General features: G+C 29.3%; 12 protein-coding genes and 2 pseudogenes. 3 read left to right on the forward strand and 11 right to left on the reverse strand.

The window, feature by feature from the left end:
• Positions 1-281 precede the first annotated feature (281 nt).
• The 3 genes and pseudogenes from AXY43_RS11550 to AXY43_RS11560 form a co-directional block, all read right to left on the reverse strand.
• A pseudogene (locus AXY43_RS11550) lies at positions 282-1,894 on the reverse strand (mannitol dehydrogenase family protein).
• Positions 1,895-2,013: 119 nt separating this feature from the next.
• Entirely contained in the window at positions 2,014-3,075 is a 1,062-nt protein-coding gene (uxuA, locus tag AXY43_RS11555; protein WP_012060813.1) for a mannonate dehydratase, read from the reverse strand.
• A gap of 178 nt (positions 3,076-3,253) precedes the next feature.
• The gene (locus AXY43_RS11560; RefSeq protein WP_105411563.1) at positions 3,254-3,928 is read right to left on the reverse strand and encodes a GntR family transcriptional regulator; all 675 of its coding nucleotides are present in this window, start codon (positions 3,926-3,928) and stop codon (positions 3,254-3,256) included.
• A 338-nt stretch (positions 3,929-4,266) separates the two neighbouring features.
• Between AXY43_RS11560 and AXY43_RS11565 the strand changes: the two genes are divergently transcribed.
• The 3 genes from AXY43_RS11565 to AXY43_RS11575 all read left to right on the forward strand — a co-directional run bounded on the left by AXY43_RS11565 (position 4,267) and on the right by AXY43_RS11575 (position 8,032).
• Positions 4,267-5,142, forward strand: a complete 876-nt coding sequence (locus AXY43_RS11565) for an AraC family transcriptional regulator (protein ID WP_077855214.1) — start codon at positions 4,267-4,269, stop codon at positions 5,140-5,142.
• Between the two features lie 419 nt (positions 5,143-5,561).
• Complete coding sequence (locus tag AXY43_RS11570) at positions 5,562-7,166, forward strand: permease (RefSeq protein WP_105411564.1); 1,605 nt, start codon at positions 5,562-5,564, stop codon at positions 7,164-7,166.
• 77 nt (positions 7,167-7,243) lie between these two features.
• Positions 7,244-8,032: a TIGR03943 family putative permease subunit gene (locus AXY43_RS11575; protein ID WP_105411565.1), complete on the forward strand. Its 789-nt coding sequence runs from the start codon at positions 7,244-7,246 to the stop codon at positions 8,030-8,032.
• A gap of 201 nt (positions 8,033-8,233) precedes the next feature.
• Here AXY43_RS11575 and AXY43_RS11580 read toward each other — a convergent pair whose 3' ends face one another.
• The 8 genes and pseudogenes from AXY43_RS11580 to AXY43_RS11615 form a co-directional block, all read right to left on the reverse strand.
• Positions 8,234-9,175 carry a polysaccharide deacetylase family protein gene (locus AXY43_RS11580; protein WP_023975910.1) on the reverse strand — a complete coding sequence of 314 codons (942 nt, stop codon included), beginning with the start codon at positions 9,173-9,175 and terminating at the stop codon, positions 8,234-8,236.
• 174 nt (positions 9,176-9,349) lie between these two features.
• Complete coding sequence (locus AXY43_RS11585) at positions 9,350-10,876, reverse strand: GH25 family lysozyme (protein WP_105411566.1); 1,527 nt, start codon at positions 10,874-10,876, stop codon at positions 9,350-9,352.
• Between the two features lie 66 nt (positions 10,877-10,942).
• Positions 10,943-11,488 (reverse strand): lytic transglycosylase domain-containing protein, encoded by a 546-nt coding sequence (locus AXY43_RS28745; RefSeq protein WP_420808880.1) that lies wholly within the window; start codon positions 11,486-11,488, stop codon positions 10,943-10,945.
• Positions 11,480-12,265: pseudogene (locus AXY43_RS28750) on the reverse strand (transglycosylase SLT domain-containing protein); the annotation flags it as partial. The gene AXY43_RS28745 and the pseudogene AXY43_RS28750, both read right to left, overlap by 9 nt.
• 140 nt (positions 12,266-12,405) lie before the next feature.
• Positions 12,406-14,232, reverse strand: coding sequence for an LTA synthase family protein (locus AXY43_RS11595; RefSeq protein WP_023975913.1), 1,827 nt, complete (start codon positions 14,230-14,232; stop codon positions 12,406-12,408).
• Between the two features lie 488 nt (positions 14,233-14,720).
• Positions 14,721-15,767, reverse strand: coding sequence for a GTP-binding protein (locus tag AXY43_RS11600; RefSeq protein ID WP_039770758.1), 1,047 nt, complete (start codon positions 15,765-15,767; stop codon positions 14,721-14,723).
• A 322-nt stretch (positions 15,768-16,089) separates the two neighbouring features.
• On the reverse strand, positions 16,090-16,995 hold the full coding sequence (locus tag AXY43_RS11605; RefSeq protein WP_023975915.1) for a metal ABC transporter solute-binding protein, Zn/Mn family: 906 nt from the start codon (positions 16,993-16,995) through the stop codon (positions 16,090-16,092).
• A gap of 893 nt (positions 16,996-17,888) precedes the next feature.
• On the reverse strand, positions 17,889-19,349 hold the full coding sequence (locus tag AXY43_RS11615) for a glycoside hydrolase family 1 protein (RefSeq protein WP_039770761.1): 1,461 nt from the start codon (positions 19,347-19,349) through the stop codon (positions 17,889-17,891).
• Positions 19,350-19,364 lie beyond the last annotated feature (15 nt).

A 19,364-nucleotide genomic window follows, 5' to 3' on the forward strand; every position in this document is an offset into this window, starting at 1 on the left:
ACATTATCGTAATCTTTATATATCCAACACCCTACTATAACGTTTTCTTTTACACTAATCTTTGTAAATTTTCATTACTTAGATTATGTTCCCAATTCTAATATTTCTTTAAATCTTCATAATCTAAGCAAGATTGTTAGTTAGTACAATTTGTGTTATAATATATTTCTTAATAATTTTCTTAGCATTTTTATCATTCTTTGTTTATATTATTTGCCAGAATATAATAAACTGGAATGATAAAAATGTTATTTTTTTACATATCTCAATTTCACCATAAACTATCTGCATTCTAAGTACTTTTCTAAAGTAGACCTAACAGCACCAGTTCCAGAAATCATTTCGGTGAAATAACCTTCAATTTTTTCTCCTAATCCTATAACATAAAGATCTACGCCAAAAATTTCTTCATTCATTAGTATCGGTTTTAGAGTATCTCCTAATTGTTCTATAGTGCCTAATTTTATATTAGCTACATATTTCTTTAGTTCATCTAATAATGGATCTGGACTCAATTCCATTGCATTACCATCATCAGCTATTCCCATTAAATATCTGCACCAACCTGCAATAACAAGCGGAATGTATTTAAGGTTTTTAGTATCTAAATCTACTCTATCTCTGTAAGCCTTGATTGTCTCCCCAAATCTTATACCAACCTTTTGAGATGTATCTGATGCAATCCTTTGAGGAGTATCTGGTATATATGGGTTCGGAAGTCTAACTTCAAGTACTTCTTTAATAAAATCTTCAGGTTTTAATATTCCAGGATCAACAACAACTGGCATTCCTTCGTCGTACCCAATCTTTTCTACTAGTTTCTTTAGAGCTTGGTCTTTCATTTCGTCTGCAATTAAATTATATCCAAGTAAACATCCAAATACTGCTAAAGAAGTGTGTAGCGGATTTAAACAAGTACAAACCTTCATTTTTTCAACTCTCTCGACTGTTTCTCTGTTTGTTAAAAATACTCCAGCCTCTTCTAATGCCATTCGTCCATTTGGGAAATCATCTTCTATAACAAGATACTGAGGTCCTTCTGCATTTACAAAAGGTGCAATATAAGTATTCTTATTAGTACATATAATCTCAGTACTGTCAAAACCGTTTTCTCCTAAAGTATCTTTAACACTTTGAGATGGTCTAGGCGTAATTTTATCTATCATACTCCAAGGGAACGATACCTTTTTATCATCATTGATATATTGTAGAAAGCCTTTATCAACTAATCCATTTTCAGTCCACTTCTTTGCTATTGTTTCCATTGCATCATGAAGCTTTTCACCATTTTTTGAACAATTGTCCATACTTACAAAAGCTATTGGAAGTTGTCCATTCTTATATCTCACATATGTTAATGAAGTAGCTTTAGCAATAATACTTACAGGATGTTCCAATCCATCTGTTTATCTTCTTCAGATAGATTTTTTACGCTATAACCTTTTTCAGTTATCGTAAAACTTGCTATTTGTAATAATGGATTTGAAAATATATCTTTCAATCTATTCCAATCTTGTCCTCTTGAATAGTCACAAGCTAGGCTTTCTCCTATGCTTCCTACAACTTTTTTCTCCAAGCTTCCATCTGGCTTCATAATTACTAACAAACTTAAATCATCATGAGGCGCATAAATTTTATCTATTATTTCATAGTCATATCCTTCTACAGCAACAATACCTCCAGTTACTCTTTTATTGTTTAAAAGTTCTTGTTGCAACATCGCTATAAAGCCTCTAAATATATTTCCTGCTCCAAAGTGCACCCAAGTAGGATTTTCCTTAGTTAAAGTTGACATCTTATCATGATCAAACCTTGGAAGTTCTATTCCAGCATTTTCCCATAACTCGCTGTTTTTAATACTTCCTTTGCTTAGTATTAATTTGGCATTATTCATTCCTATTTTCACCTCTTTAAAACTACTATTAATAGCATTACCAATTTTAATTATCTTTTTCTTAGGATTAATAAATCCAAGATTTTATTGCAATCTCTAATTTTATTTATTCTTAAGCCTTATTTAGTTCTTTGTAGTGTATCCCATATCCCCCAGATATACATAATTCCAAGAGCTCTATCATAAAGTCCATAACCTGGTCTACACTGCTCATTCCATATATGTCTTCCATGATCTGGTCTCGCATATCCAGTAAATCCAAATTCATGGTAAGCTTTTACTATGTCACATATATCTAATGAGCCATCACAAGTTCTATGAGATGTTTCAATAAAATCACCATTTTCATAAATCTTTACATTTCTAATATGAGCAAAGGCAATTCTGTTTCCAAATTCTCTTATCATTGCTGGCACATCGTTATTAGGATTTGAGCCTATAGCACCGCTACAAAGAGTAAGGCAGTTATATGGACTATCAACAAGCTTTAATAATCTTGCTAAGTCGTTTCTACTTTTAACTATCCTTGGTAAACCAAATATTGACCAAGGTGGATCATCCGGATGAACTGCCATCTTAATATCATTGATTTCAGCTACAGGAATAATTTGCTCTAAGAAATATTTCAAGTTATTCCATAAATCTTCTTCTGTAACATTTTTATATGCTTCAAAAAGTTGTGTCAGATTCTTTAATCTTTCTGGCTCCCAACCTGGCATTGTAAGATCTGGATTTGATGCTATCTTGTTAACCAACTCCATTGGATCTATATTTGTAATCCTTGCTTTTTCATAGAAAAGAGCTGTTGAACCATCTTCTGTTTTTTTATACAAGTCAGTTCTTAACCAATCGAATACTGGCATAAAGTTATAGCAAATTACTTTTACACCAACTTTGGCTAGTTTCTCTATTGTCTTTTTATAATTTTCAATATACTTATCTCTAGTTGGAAGTCCTAATTTAATATCCTCATGAACATTAACACTTTCAACAACATCTAAGTTAAATCCATATTTATCAGCTGATTTCTTTACTTCAAGAATTTTTTCCATAGGCCATTCATCACCAGCTGCCATATCATGAAGAGCCCAAACAATCGTTTCTACACCGGGAATCTGTTTAATTTGCTCAAGTGTTACGGTATCGTTACCTTCACCATACCATCTGAAACCCATTTTCATAATAATATACCTCCTGTCATTTTATCTAATTTGGTTTTACCGTATAGTTTTTTTGCCAGCATATAAAGAGTTTAAATTGAATGCTCTATATAGGCCTCACCTCCCTAAATTGAAAATTCATTTTAATATCAGATGATTTTATATCATAGCATCTAATATTTAAGTGTGTTATATAACCCTAATCTTTGAAATAATTAGGATAACTTTCTCTTACTTGTGTTTTATCAAAGATGACCATATTTAAATGCTTCTTCATTAATTCTTCTGCCATATCTGGATTTTTATTTTTTATAGCATTAAATATTTCTTTATGCTGCAGATAGATATTATCCCAACTAGAATTAACTGTTAATCTTAATACACGAATTCTTTGAAATTCGGTACTTCCATCATTAATACTATTCCATATCCTCTTTTTGCTGCATCCTTCAAAAATTATCTTGTGAAATTCTTCATCTGTATTAAATAATTTTTTATAGTCTTTATTTTCTATATACATTTTTTGAAACTTTAAATTCATTTCCAAAGCCAATATATTTTCCTTTGGAAATTCCATGCAGGCTTCTTTTACTACAGCTCTTTCTAAATGCTCACGTAAAAATCTTTCTTCTTCAACAGCAGATAAGTCAATTAATGAAACAACTGTGCCTTTCTGAGGATAAATTTGTACTAAGCCTTCTTGAGCTAATCGAACAAAAGCCTCTCTAACTGGAGTTCTGCTTACATTATATTTTTCAGAAAGTTCTTTTTCAGAAATGCTTGTACCAGGTTCAAGATATAGATTAATAATTTCTTCTCTGAGATTATGATATATAACCTTACTCGTAGAATTCTTACTTATTTTAAAAGTCATACTTATATTCTCTCCCATTGACGTGTTTTACCATACTTGTATGGTAATTATGAGTATAGTCTCGCTGTCTAAGAATCGTTTACAAAGATTTGTATAGTAAATCTTTTCACTTGCTTTTCCCTAATTGCTATGATTAAATTATAGCTATACAACTATATAAAAAATATGTTTTAATTGCTTCAAAACTTGCAAAAATTGCTATAGTAAAATATAATGTATCTCAGTTTTATTAAAAATCACTTATACAAATAATCTCTTTCGCAATTTAAAACGTTTAATTGTTTAATAATTCAGTAATTTTATCGCAATTTATACAATTCGTCGAAGAGGTGATATCAATGAAAAGAAAAATACATGAGTTTTTTACACGAAAACATATGCTTTCCAGTGACTACGAAATCTTTCACTTCTTAAATACTGATGTACCATTTCAATACCTACACAATCATGACTTTTATGAGTTTTATCTATACCTTTCTGGAGATGTTACATATTTGATAGAAGGTAAGTCGTACAATCTAAAATCAGGTGACATAGTATTAATTAATACAAGAGAACTACACCGCGCTGTTATTAATAGCATGAAAATGCCTTATGAGCGTATTGTACTCTGGATCAACAAATCTTTTCTACATGAATTGTCAACGCCAGAAACGGATCTTACCCAGTGCTTTGAAAACGTAGAGAAAGCAAATGTTATAAGAGCTGATTTTCAAATTCAGCAGAATGTAAGAGCACAACTTAGCAAGCTACTTGAACTTGAAAACTACAAAGGCTTAGGTAAAGATTTGCTATATAAAGCCTATATTATAGAACTTATAATACAGTTAAATAATCTTGTTTTAAGTCATAAATCTGATTTTGACATTGATGTGACGAAGAGCAGCTTAATTGATGGAATAGTTGAATATATTAATAATCATATTAATGAAGAACTTACAATTGATGAGCTTTCTAAAGAATTTTATCTTAGTAAATTCCATTTATCTAGAGAATTCAAAAAGTATACTGGTACTACAATCCATAGGTATATCGTACAAAAAAAATTAATACAAGCTAAAGAATTAATTCTTAAAAATTATCCGATAAATAGCGTTTACAAACAATCTGGATTTGGTGATTACTCAAATTTTTTTAGAGCCTTTAAGAATGAATACAGCATTTCCCCTAAACAATTCTATGAACTTATGGTTGAATCTAATTTGAAGAAATAATAAACATTAGAAATTTTATGATATATAGTTTTATAATAAATATTTCAATAGCTTTTTCTATTAAAAAAAGGAAATAACATATTTAAATTTATCTTATATATATCTTTTTCAATAACAAAACCGTGCTAAAATCTATATGATTAGAGAATAACTGGACAAGGCATATAATGTAGAGAACTAATTGCAACATATGTACATCAACGAAATACTTTAAGGATTTTACTTAATTTTCTAATTAATAAATTTTAAATGAACAAGATACAAACTCATTATTAATAATTTATTACAAGAATAGCATATGTAAGTACTATTCTTGTAATTTTTTGTGTAGATATATATAATTTATTTAAATGTAGACCAAAACTTGTTAAAATAAAAAATTCGTAAATAATTTGAATAGGCTTTTTTGAGGTGAAAATATGAAAGCAAATGTAGAAATAGTTCTTGGATTTCTTGGCTCTGGAAAAACGAGGTTTATAAATTCTATGCTAAAAAGAAAAGAATTACAAGATGAAGCTATCGTTATTATACAAGATGAATTTGGAGACTGTCAAATACAGGATGACTTGAATAATAAAAATCCAATAGTAGTAATTAATGTTGATAAGAATAAAGAAATTGATGAAAATTATATAACCGAAATCGTAAGTAAACATGCTCCGAATAGGATTTTTATCGAAATAAATGGTATGAAAGATTCTACTAAAGTAATTAATATATTTAATACAAAAAAGATAAAGAGTATATGTAGAATTGATAACATAATAAATACTATTGATACAACAAGCTTTAATATGTATTTCAGAAATATGAAAAGTATTATTAGCACTCATATTTTTAATAGTGAAACTATAATTTTGAACAATGTAGTCGAGTTAGATAAAAAAGAACTTTTAAACATACAAAAAGAAATTGAAAATATTAATGAGACTGCTGATATACTAAGGCATTTATACATAACAGATAATAAAATATCAAATAAAAAAGAATATATAAAAACTACAAGACATGGTTTTTCATTCTTTAATACTTTTTTATATTCAGGTTTTGTACTATTTTTATTCATTTTTTTGATTACAATGTCAACATTAAATATTAAGATATCCAGTGCATATTTAGATAGATTTAAAAAATTTTATGATGTATTTATAAGCATATTAATTCAAGGTTTTCCCTTCATTCTTATTGGGAGTTTTGTATCTTCAATAATTCAAATTTGTATATCAAGAGATACATTTATTAAACTATTTTCAAAAAATAGTTTTTTATCTTGTGTAATTGCAGCTTTTGCAGGTTTATTATTTCCAATATGTGATTGTGGTACAATCCCTGTGGTTAAAGGGCTTATGAAAAAGAATGTTCCTATAGCAGCAGGAATTACATTTATGCTTGCAGCGCCAATTGTAAATCCAATAGCAATTATTGCAACTCTCTATGCTTTTCCAGGTATGATATCTGTCGTAATTTACAGGTTAGCTGCTGGAATATTAATCTCTGTTTTAGTAGGTTTAATTATGCAGTTTACTACTAAGAAGGATGAAGAAATTTTAAAAAATAATTCTGATATAGATACATGTGATTGCGGTTTTTGTGATGGTAAACAGGATTATTCAGAAAGTAATCTACAAAAAGTCAAGGCAATATTCGTTCATGCAGGAGATGAATTCTTTAATATAGGTAAATATATGATTATTGGAACTTTTTTATCTAGTATTTTTCAAAGTATGACATTTATAAGTAGCAATACTTACATTTCTAATGATAGTAGAGTTTCTCTTCTTGTAATGATTTTATTATCTTTCTTACTTTCAGTTTGTTCAACTTCAGATGCATTTGTTGCCAAAGGTTTTTTAAGAGTCTTTCCAATAAGCTCTATACTTGGATTTTTGGTAGTTGGCCCCATGTTAGATGTAAAAAATACAATAATGCTTTTTGGAAGCTTTAAAAAGAAATTTGTATTAAAATTAATATTTACTATTATTTTAGTATCATTTAGCATTTTGATTAACTGCAAATTAACTTGATAATATTGAAAAATAGCTCAATATATTATCATATATTCCATGGCTATTATAGATAAATTAATTGAAAGGGGTAGCATATGAAAAGAATTAGTTCAGATATAATTATTAAAATACTGATATTGCTATGTTTCGGGATATTTTACTTTAAGATAATTAGGAATAATGAAATAATAATGTATGTACATCCAAGAATTATTCCATTTGCCATTTTGGGAATGCTAGCAATGTTTGCAATTGCGTTATTTCTAATTACAGACAGTCGTCGAACCAAAAAGAAGAATACCAAGTTAAGGAATTATGTAGTCTTCATCATTCCCTTAGTTATGGTATTTTTCATGCAAAGTACTAGTGCAAATTCTTCAATAAAAACTGATGATATAGGTGCAAATTTTAGCGGATCATTAAGCACCAATTTAACTTATGACAATTCTAAGCCTAATCCCTCAGACCAAAAGATTAACAATGTTGAACAGGGTAAATATGATGATGATTTATATATTAAAGATAATGTTATAGAAGTAGATGTCAACAATTTTCTGCACTCCTTTGATGAACTTACAGAGAACGCAAATAACTATGATGGACAAGAAATAGAAATAACAGGATTTGTTTATAAAGACACAACCCTTAACGATAATGAATTCATAGTGGGTAGATTTGTAATGGCGTGTTGTGCAGCTGATTTACAAGTTGTAGGAATTAAATGTGATAGTAATAATCAAGAAATCTACAGTAAGGATACATGGGTAAAAATAAGGGGCAAACTTAAAACTGAAACAGTTAAGTATGCAGTGAACCCAGTTATAGTAGTCGAACATATAGAAAAAGATCCTAATCCCAAAACTGAATACTTATATCCATTTTAAAAATCCTTAACTATCTAGATTGAATATGTCATAAACTGTGCCAAATATAACTATTAAAAAATTATCTTTATATAAAAAAATAAACTATGCCACTTTCATTTAGTGTTTTATTAGCATAAAGAGCTATATAAACATTAAATGAAAATTAGCATAGTCATATAAGGCATAATCCCCAAAACAACAAGTCCAGTTGCCTAATAATTATTTTATAATTTTAAATTCATATCCTTGTCCCTTTAAATATTCTATAACTTCTGGCAATGCTTTTGCTGTTTCTTCTTTTCCGTACGTATCATGCATTAATATTATTGCTTTTTCCCTGTTTGCCACAGTTTTTATAACTTCTTGTTTTAACTGTTCTGCTTTTTTAGGAGCACCTTCTGCATCTCCAGATAACGAATTCCAATCAATTTGATGATAGTCCTTGTCATGCAACGCTTTGTCCATAGCTTCTGCTCCTGACGGATCTTTCTTGTCCCAAGTCATTTGCCCTCCTGGAAATCTAACAGCTCTTGTTGAAAAATCTTGTCCTAAAATATTTTTCAAAGATTGATTTGTTTTCTCAAAATCGGACATACAATTCTCCAAATTTATTTTTCCATTTGGATATAAGTAGTTATAATCATGCGAATAAGTATGATTACCTATTGCATTACCTTCATCAAACTCCCTTTTTACTAAATCTTTGCTTGCCTGATCTTTATCTATATATTTTCCTATAAGGAAGAAAGTTGCATGTACATCTTCTTTCTTAAGAATATCTAATATCTGAGGGGTAACTGTTTCTGATGGCCCATCATCAAAAGTCAAATAAACAACTTTCTTACCATCAGCTCCATCAGGCCTTTGTCCTTTCATTTGCTGATTTAAATATTTTTCTACAAATGCTGAGTTTTCTACTTCTGAATTACTTTCTGATTTAAGTTCGTCACTATCCGTTTCACTTTTACTCTGATTATCACTTGATTCAGATTTTGCATTCTGGTTACCATCAAGTGCTTGTACAGTTTTTGTATTATTTGAAAATCTTTGCATTACTATGTTACCTACTGTTATAACCAATATGGAAATAATAATAAATAGAATTGTGATCTTTGCTACTTTAATGTTTTTATTTGGGTTATTCCTATTGTTATACTTCATTTTTCATCCCTCTTATGTCTTATCTATGTGTGTCTTAATAGTTTTTTATTAGATAGCAGCATAGTATATGTTGCTATTGAATTCTATAATTTACCTTAATTAAATATTCGTCTTATTAGAACTTTTAAGGTTAAGTATACTATTGCAACATATATACTGAGTATTTATAGCTAATTATTTAAAAACTCCTTGTGTAAATTCATCTAAATCAACATCATGGTTTATTCCATTAACAAATCCTGTCTCACTGTATTGATGTCCAACTCTTGAAAACCATATTTTATTTGTTGGCAGGTTTTGAAATGGAGTATTATTATAATTTGCTTCCCATAAAGGATAGTTAGATAATCTGCCGTCTAGATTGCTAATAAAGCTACTATATGTGTATATACCTATATCCATATTACTTACTTTCTTGAATTCGGCTATAAATCTTAAAGCATAATCCATAATATCAAATCCTGTAGCTTCTATATCTAACATTGGCTTCAAATCGTTTCTTTTATCCTTTATGCTATTATAAAAATTATCGGCTTGAGTTTCTGGAGCACTTGTCCCAACTAAGAAGTGATAGAAGCCAACCTTTAATCCAGCTGATGAAGCCCCATTATAATTAGCCTGTAAATACGGATCTATAAAAGTTGTTCCTTCAGTTGCTTTTATATACACTAATTGAACTCCACTTGATTTTACTGAATTAAAATCTATGTACCCATCATAATTACTAATATCTATACCATAATATTTGCTTAAAGTGTTCCCACTACTACTTGAACCAGAAGAACTTTGACCTGGAGTGCTTCCGCTACTACTTGATCCAGAAGGACTCTGACCTGAAGTGCTTCCACTACTACTACTTGATCCAGTAGAACTTTGATTTGACGCACTTCCGCTGCCACTTGGTCCAGAAGTATTCTGACTTGAATCTTCATACCTCTTACCATCAGATCCAATCTTATATCCATCTTTAGTAGTGTTAGTAAGCATTTTTCCTGTATCTTTATCTAAGTAATACCACGCTCCATTAAGATAAGCCCATCCTGTTGCCATACTTCCATCATTATTAAAGTAATACCAATTATTGTTTATAGTAATCCATCCAGTTTCCATATCTCCGCTATCAGTAAATTTGTATGTTGTACCGTCTATCTTATTAATACCAGTTACCATACTTCCATCAGTCTTTAAATAGTACCATTTATTATTATTCTTGATCCATCCAATATGGATTTTTCCACCTTTATCGAAGTAATACCATTTATCATTTATTTTATTCCATCCACTATTGATTGCCATTACTCCTGAATCTTTGAAATAGTACAAATTTGAACCATCATTCTGAATTCCAGTTGCCATAGCTCCTGAATCAGTTAAGAAATACCAATCACCATCTAACTGTTTCCATCCTTTTACCATAGCTCCACTTTCATCCATGTAATACCAGTTACCTTTGTCTTTTACCCATCCGGTTTTCATTTTACCGTCATCTTCATTTAAATAGTACCAATTATTATCTGGTCTAATCCATCCAATCGCTTTTGTATTATCTGACTTATAATAATACCAAACTCCACTCTCATTCTTCCAACCAATATTTGATGTCATATTAGTATCACTAGTTGCAGCTTGTACATTTAATCCTGGAATTAAAATTAGTACCATTAATACAGATAATACTGTGAGTCTCTTTTTAATATTCAAAACAACCTGTCACTCCCTTTTTTATTTTTTAGCTAAAATATAATTAAATTGAATACGAAGTTAATTTTATGCTTCTATAAGATTCTTTCCATCTATAGCAATGCTTCCATCCTTGTAATATTGCATTACTCTCTTAACATAATCCTGAACCCCTTGTGACATCTTACATAAATCATCATCTGATAAGACCCCATCTTTTTTTACATTTTGTGGTCCAGCATTATAAGCTGCTATTGCTATTTTTACATCACCATTAAATTGGTTTAGATATTCTTTTAGTAATTTTGACCCTCCATCGATATTTTGCTCTATATCATATCCGTCTGTCATTCCAAGATATGTATAATTCTGAGGCATAATCTGCATCAATCCAGTGGCGCCTGAGCTTGACGTTGCTTTTGGATCAAAATCTGACTCTGCTTTAATTATAGCTAGTATCAATTTTGAATCTAGTTCATATTTATTTGCCGAATCATTTACTGAGTTATATATTTTTTTCATAGTATCACCTGACCCCTTCGAGCTAGTGCTTAAAGGAATTGTATTAAGTGGCTTATATCTTTTTCCATCCGATCCAATCTTATATCCATCTATGGTAGTATCCGTTAGCATTTTTCCTGAAGTAGGATCTAAATAGTAATAGTCGCTTCCATTTGATGTAACCCATCCTGTTGCCATTGATCCATTATCATTTAGGTAATACCATACTCCATCAAGATTTATCCACCCTGTCGCAACACTTCTATCAGTATTGAAATAATACCAGTTATTGTTCACATTAACCCATCCAGTTTCCATCTCACCAGTATCACTAAACACATATGTTGTATTTCCTATTTTATCAGTACCAGTTACCATACTTCCATCATCGTTTGAGTAATACCACTTATCATTATTCTCAACCCATCCAGTATGTATCTTTCCATCTTTATCAAAATAGTACCATTTATCATTTATCTTAGTCCATCCAGTATTTGTAGCCATAACCCCTGAATCTTTGAAATAATATAAATTAGAATTATCCTGCTGAATTCCAGTTGCTCTAGCACCCGAATCAGTTAAAAGATACCAGTCACCATCTAACTGTTTCCATCCTTTTACCATAACCCCATTATCATCCATATAGTACCAGTTTCCTTTATCCTCTAACCATCCAGTTGTCATTTTACCACTATCTTCATCTAAATGATACCAATTATTATCCGGTTTAATCCATCCAATTGCTTTTGTGTTGTCAGACTTATAATAATACCAAGATCCATTTTCGTTTTTCCAACCAATGCTTGATGTTATATTTGTATCAGTAACATCTGCTTGTACATTTAATGTTGGAATGAAGCTTAGTGCAATTAATGCTGACAAAACTGTAAGTATCTTTTTAATATTCAAAGTAATCCATCACTTCCTTTTAACTGATTCTTAATAAAAAATGTTATTAGACTAAATAACTAATACTGATTTTAAAAAGTTAAATCTCATATTAAAATTTATCATTAAAAATCAGTATTAATTATGTATTTTATAATTTATTAATGTTCCTTATTATTTTTAAAATAATTTTTTTCAATGATGGCTTCCGAAACTTTGAATTCATCTTTTAGATGCTTTACTTCTTTTTCATCTTTTGGGTTTCCTACAATTTGACCTTCATTTAAGATTGTAGCATCTCTATTCGTATTCACTAATACTCTTCCTATTGAATTATTCTCAAATTCACTTCTATCCTCGCCAAGCAAGTATAATATTGTCGGTTTAAAATCTGTTTGACCACCAGCTGTTGATATAACTTCTGATTTTAAGTTCTTTGAATAAATCATATAAGGAATCTTTCTTTGATTATCCTTCCACCAATCTCCTTCTAAAGGCGCATTTTCTATATCTTGTTCATAAAACTTATGAACACCACAATGATCACCGTAAATCATAACTACCGTATTATCCAATAAACCTTCCTTATCTAATTCTGCTATAAACTTTCCGATAGCTTCATCGGTATATCTTACAGATTGAAAATACTTTCCTAGCATATTATCATCAAGTTCTTTAGGTAGGTTTAAATATTTTTTATTTTCTGGCATCTCAAAAGGACCGTGACTTGTCAACGTAGTCATAAATGCATAATAAGGTTGTTTTTCATCTTTTAACTTTTGAGCTACTTGCTTTAAATATGATTCATCTGAAAGTCCCAAACCTATAATTTCATCCTGATTAAACTTTCCTACATCTAATATTTTATCAGCCCCATAGCTTTTATGCATTTCTGTCCAATTCCAATTTCCAGGTGGTTCTGCATGAGTAGAAACTGTAGAATATCCTTTACCTTCTAAAATATTTTGAAGTGTATTATATTGACTCCAAGGATAAGAATATACTGTAGTACCTTCTCTTATAGGAAGTACTGATGCATTAACCATCAAATCACAATCTGAACTTGTTCCAGAATTATTTTGTTCACGTATATTATTAAAATACAAGCTATTTGACAATAACTTATTTAAATTTGGTGTTATTTCTTGTCCATACACTTTTTGATTAATGACAAAGTTCTCCAAAGACTCTACTTGTAGTGCAATTACATTTTTTCCTTTAAACATTCCCTTGTAACTATTGTCAGGTAAATCTTCTTTATTATCGTTAAACCAACTTTCTATTTCTTTTTTCTCTTCATCTGTTAAAGTTTTATTTTTATTTTTATAGAACTCAATATCAAAACCATGATATCCAAGTGGGCTCATATCTCCAAAAGTCTGAAATGGCGCCCAAGACAATCTAAATACATTTTTCCCTTGATCCATTTGCTTGACATCTACTGTATAATAACCAAGCCATATAACAAGTGCACTTGCGATAAATACATACAAGGTCTTTGCTATCCTAAAATATGCTTGACTTTCATTCGCTTCTTTAACTTTAATAAACTTATGTATTAAGAAGAGCATTACAAAGTCAATGATAAATACTAAATCCACTATTCTAAAATTAAATAAACTTTTGCCTTCCGGATTAAATATCTCAGTATGCATTAAATGTCTTATAGATAAAAAGGTTTCATTTGAACGATAATACCAGATATCTGCAACAAAAAGAATTGTCACTAAAATATCTATTATTAAGGCAGCACCAAGCCTCCCCCTTTCTTTAAAAAGAAATATTGGACTGCATACTAATACTATTATTGCTATATGCACCCAAAGTACTGGACTATCAAAATAAGCACTTCCTAAACTTATGCTTGATGAATCTTGTGTCCTTAGCATAGATAATAGCAATGTTGATTTAGCTTGTAACATTGCTACCATAAATATAAATAACCAATTTCTTCGAACTAAATTTTTCATTCTTTCTTTTGTTTCCATTTTCATTCTCCATTAATATCCATTTTTCTTCCTACATTATAACTCAAACTTTATCTTTTACCAATATAATTTTATTAAAAGATAATTACAATATTTTAATGTCAATATGAATCTTACTTAAATTATAAATCATTACTACTAATTATCATAAGTTTAAAATTACTTATTATTATCAAATATTTTATAATTTCCTTAATTTATCGACGCTTAAGAGCTTAATTAATCAAAGTTTATCTTAAGATATCAAGTAATGCGATTAAATAGCTTTATAATTAATAAATTACACTAGAACCTATATAATATCAACCCGGAATCATTTACATGTTAAGATAAAAAAAGGATAAAAGCTACTTGTGCAAATTCCTGATCTACATCAAAATTGCATACTTTTATCCAAAATAAAACTTATAATTTAAATAAACTATATTAGTATATCTAACGTCTTCATTCTTTTCTTAAATACTTAATACCCAATTATTAAAATATCTTTAGCAAAATAGTCTTTCTAATTTATTATTATTTAAGTTGACTCCTATAACACATATTCTACCTGTGTAATCAACATTTCCATAACGAATTTCATATTCCTCTGGAACCAAGTCAAAATCAATCCATTTTCCATCAACATCTTGAACAATGCCTTTAGCACGTAAAATCTCCCCATACTCTTTTGATTGTATCAATTTTCTTAATTTATTATCTAATTCACTGTACTTATATTTTTTAGGAGTCTCTATTCCCCAGGTTGCAAATACCTCATCTGCATGATGATGTTCATGATGATGACAATGACATCCATGAGTCTCATTATTATCTTTTTCATGATTATGACAATGGCATTTATGAACTTTATCACTGTGCTCTTGCTTCTCCATATGATTACAATTGCAACTATGTTTCTCTACATTTTCATTATTCATTACCTCTTTTTCAAGAGAATTGCTGCCTTCAATTGCGCTTAATATTTGTTTTCCACTTAATTCATCCCACGGAGTAGTGATAATACTAGCTTTATTATTATACTTTTTTATCTCTTTAACACATATATCTAATTTTTCATCTGATAATTTTTGTGAACGGCTCAAAATAATGGCACTTGCATTTTCAATTTGATTCTTGAAAAATTCTCCAAAATTATCCATATAAGTTTTATACTTAATCGAATCCACTACTGTTGCAAAACTATTTAATGAGATATTGTCATATTCCTTTATATTTGCAACTGCTTCTATTACATCAGATAACTTGCCTACCCCAGATGGTTCAATTATGATACGATCTGGTTTATATTTTTCTAAAGCATCTTTCAACACACTTTTAAAATCTCCAACTAAAGAGCAACATATGCATCCTGAATTCATTTCCTTAATTTCAATCCCTGCATTTTTAAGAAAACCACCGTCTATTCCTATTTCTCCAAACTCATTTTCAATTAATAGAACTTTCTCCTTTTTTAATTCTTCTTTTATAAGCTTCTTGATAAGTGTTGTTTTTCCTGCTCCAAGGAAACCTGAAATTATATCCACTTTTGTCATATAAAACTCATCTCCATATAATTATTTTCTTTACTATAAACAAAGTCACCTAAACTTTTCTTCATTTGTTCTTGTTTATTTTTATCAGCGACTTCTTTACATACTTCTATAAGTCTTCATAGCAATATAGGTTGTACCAGTTCTGCATTAATGTGAAAACCTCTCTCTTGAAATAAATTTAATTTCATAAGTCTTAATAAACTATCCACGTTATAAAAATAGACTTTAAACATTAATAATTTCAATGCTAAGTCTATTTTTATGATAATATTTTAATTAATTGAAAAAGCTAATTTTTCAATAATCTTAACAAATAATTCTTCTATTCATCTTTTAAGCATCCATAAATCTCATCTAAATTGTATCTCATGGATTCCAAATAGCTCTTATCATCTTCTTTAGATTCTAATGTTAATATTGGTACTACTTTTGCACCTACTTCTTTTGCTAAAGTTTCTGAAATCTTAGGGCTTGCAAGTGATTCTGAAAAAACAGTTTTTATATTACTTTCTTTACAAAAGCTAACCAAATCTTCCAATTGTTTTGGTGTTGGTTCACCTTCAGCAAATAGATTTTCTACTGATTTTTGTGTCAACCCAAAATCTCTACATAAGTATCCAAAAGCAGCATGTCCTGTTATAAAGTTCTTTTTATTTAATGCTTCAAATTTAGGTTTGTATTCACCATATAGACTTTCTAATTCACCTTTGAATTTGCTGTAGTTTCCCTCGTAATAATCCTTATTCTTCTCATCTAATTTCACAAGAGTATTTTTTATATTTTCAGATTGTATTTCTGCATTTTTTAAGCTTAACCAGCTATGAGGATCAATAGCATCCTCTTCTTTTCTAGATTCTACACCTGTGCTCGAATCTACAACAGGTATATTTTTATCTTTAATTACATCATTAACCTTATCTATCCAACTTTCCATTCCAAGTCCATTATAGATAAACGCATCACTTTTAGTTAATCCTTCAAGGTCTTGAGCCTTCGGATCATATTCATGGGGTTCCACGTTATTTGGAACTAAGCAAGTAACATCTGCCTTATCTCCAGCTATTTCTTCTGTAAACTCTTTTAATGGATAAATTGAAACTGTAATTTTTAATTTATCATCTTTTGTGCCTTTCGTATTTTCAGTCGTAGTTTTTGTATTAGCTCCGCAACCTATTAGCATAACACCAGTTAGTAAAGCTAAAATTCCTGAAATAATTTTCTTTTTCATATCTGCACCTCCACATGCATACGATTTGCATTTGCATTTAATAATATTACTCTTAACATTTAAATATGTCAATAATATCTAAAACCTAATATAAATTATTATTATTCATAAATGTTTATATATTAAAAACTTAATACCATACACTACATTTTCTAGCACAAAGCTATTCATACATATAATCTCATTACATCTTAGTTTTAAGGATACTATGTAGTAAATTAAAACTAAATTCTATATATAATAATTTGCATCTTACTATTCACAATTCTTGAAATTTTCTACATTGAGGAATATAATTTTTATAAATGCAAATCTATTGCAACAAGGAGCCTTCATATGAAAAATAAAATATCTATACTATCTGAATCCCTGAACCTAAACAATCATATTATGGAAGAACACTTTAAAATCAAGAAACGATATGAAAGTGGATCTCTCACTAATGTAAAGCATAGTTATAAAATAACTAGAAGTATATGGAATATGTCAAAAAATAAGCATATAAAAAATCATAATCTAATCTATAAACATATTTTTATTAAAAATATATAACTAAAATTTATATAATTCTTACCCTATATAAATTTTAGTTGTTAATATAAGAATTTATTGATTATATATTTGATTAACCAATCAATTTAGATAATAATTCAAATTTACAGCCCGATATAAATGTTTCTTAATATATCTCTTCGAAATATCTTTTGCCTTGCATAAAAAAATGTATGACTTTCAAATCAACATTAGATAAATTTCATACTTTTCTTTCTAATTACCGTAATATCCTTTATATAAAAAATTGAGCATAATACTCTTATTAAATGTTTCATTAGAAAACATAATAAAAGTATTATACTCATTTCAGTAAGTTCTATATTTAAATATAGTTTATATTAAAGTTCTTCTCCATTGCTTTCTATTACTTTCTTATACCAATAAAAACTCTTTTTTCTTGATCTACTTAAGTCTCCATTTCCATCATTATCTTTATTAACATAAATAAATCCATATCTTTTTTTCATTTCTCCAGTTGATGCACTAACTAAATCAATACATCCCCAAGGAGTATATCCTATTAATTCAACTCCATCATTAACAGCTTCCTTCATCTCTTCAATATGTGCCTTTAAATAGTCAATTCTATATCCATCATTAATTGATCCATCTTCTTCAACTTTATCCACAGCACCTAAACCATTTTCCACAACCATTAAAGGAATTTGATATCTATTATAAATATTATTTAATGTCCATCTTAATCCTTTAGGGTCAATTTGCCATCCCCAATCACTTGCTTTAAGATATGGATTCTTTACACCTCCAAGTATATTTCCAGATGTTCTTTCTAATTCTGGATCTGTGCTTGAACAGTTTGACATATAATAACTAAATGTATAGAAATCTACACAACCTTCCTTTAGAATTTGCTCATCATTTTCTTCCATCTTTATTTCTATATTATTCTCTCTAAAAAATCTCTTTGCAAAACCAGGATAAGCTCCTCTTACTTGAACATCAGAACATAAAAAATTATTCAAATTATCTCTTTCCTGAGCTAAAAGTACATCTTCCGGATTACATGTATAAGGATATGTTGTCATATATGCAATCATACATCCTACCTTGAAATCTTTATTAATTTGGTGCGCCAGTTTAACAGCTTTTGCGCTTGCAATGAATTGGTGATGAAGAGCTTGAAATCTTATTTGTCTACTATCATCAATCTCTTTATTAAATTCAAGTTCACCACCTTTATCCAATAAAATTCCGCCACCCATAAATGTACCAAATGGCATTGTTAAACAATTTATTTCGTTGAATGTGAGCCAATATTTTACAACGTCCTTATATCTGTTAAATATTGTGTTGCAATATCTAACATAACAATCAATAACTTCTCTACTTGCCCACCCGTTATACTTTTTAGTTAAACCAAAAGGTGTTTCATAGTGAGATATTGTAACTAATGGCTCAATGTTGTGTTTTGTTAATTCTGCAAAAACATCATCATAGAATTTTAGTCCTTCTTCATTTGGTTCTAACTCATCACCATTTGGAAAAATTCTAGTCCAATTTATTGACATTCTAAAGGTCTTAAACCCCATCTCAGCAAACAATTTAATGTCTTCTTTATAGTGATGATAAAAATCTATAGCTTCATGACTTGGATAATACGTTCCTTCTTCTAATTCTGGAGTTATTCTTCTTGGCATAGTATGCGTACCACCTGTCATAACGTCTGATGTGCTAAGACCTTTTCCACCTTCTCTATATCCACCTTCAAATTGGTTTGCAGCGGTTGCTCCCCCCCATAAAAAATCCTTTGGTAATCCTTGAAATTTATTATTTAACATTTTTATCCCCACTTT

It is taken from the genome of Clostridium sp. MF28 (assembly GCF_002969175.1).
GTDB lineage: Bacteria > Bacillota > Clostridia > Clostridiales > Clostridiaceae > Clostridium > Clostridium beijerinckii.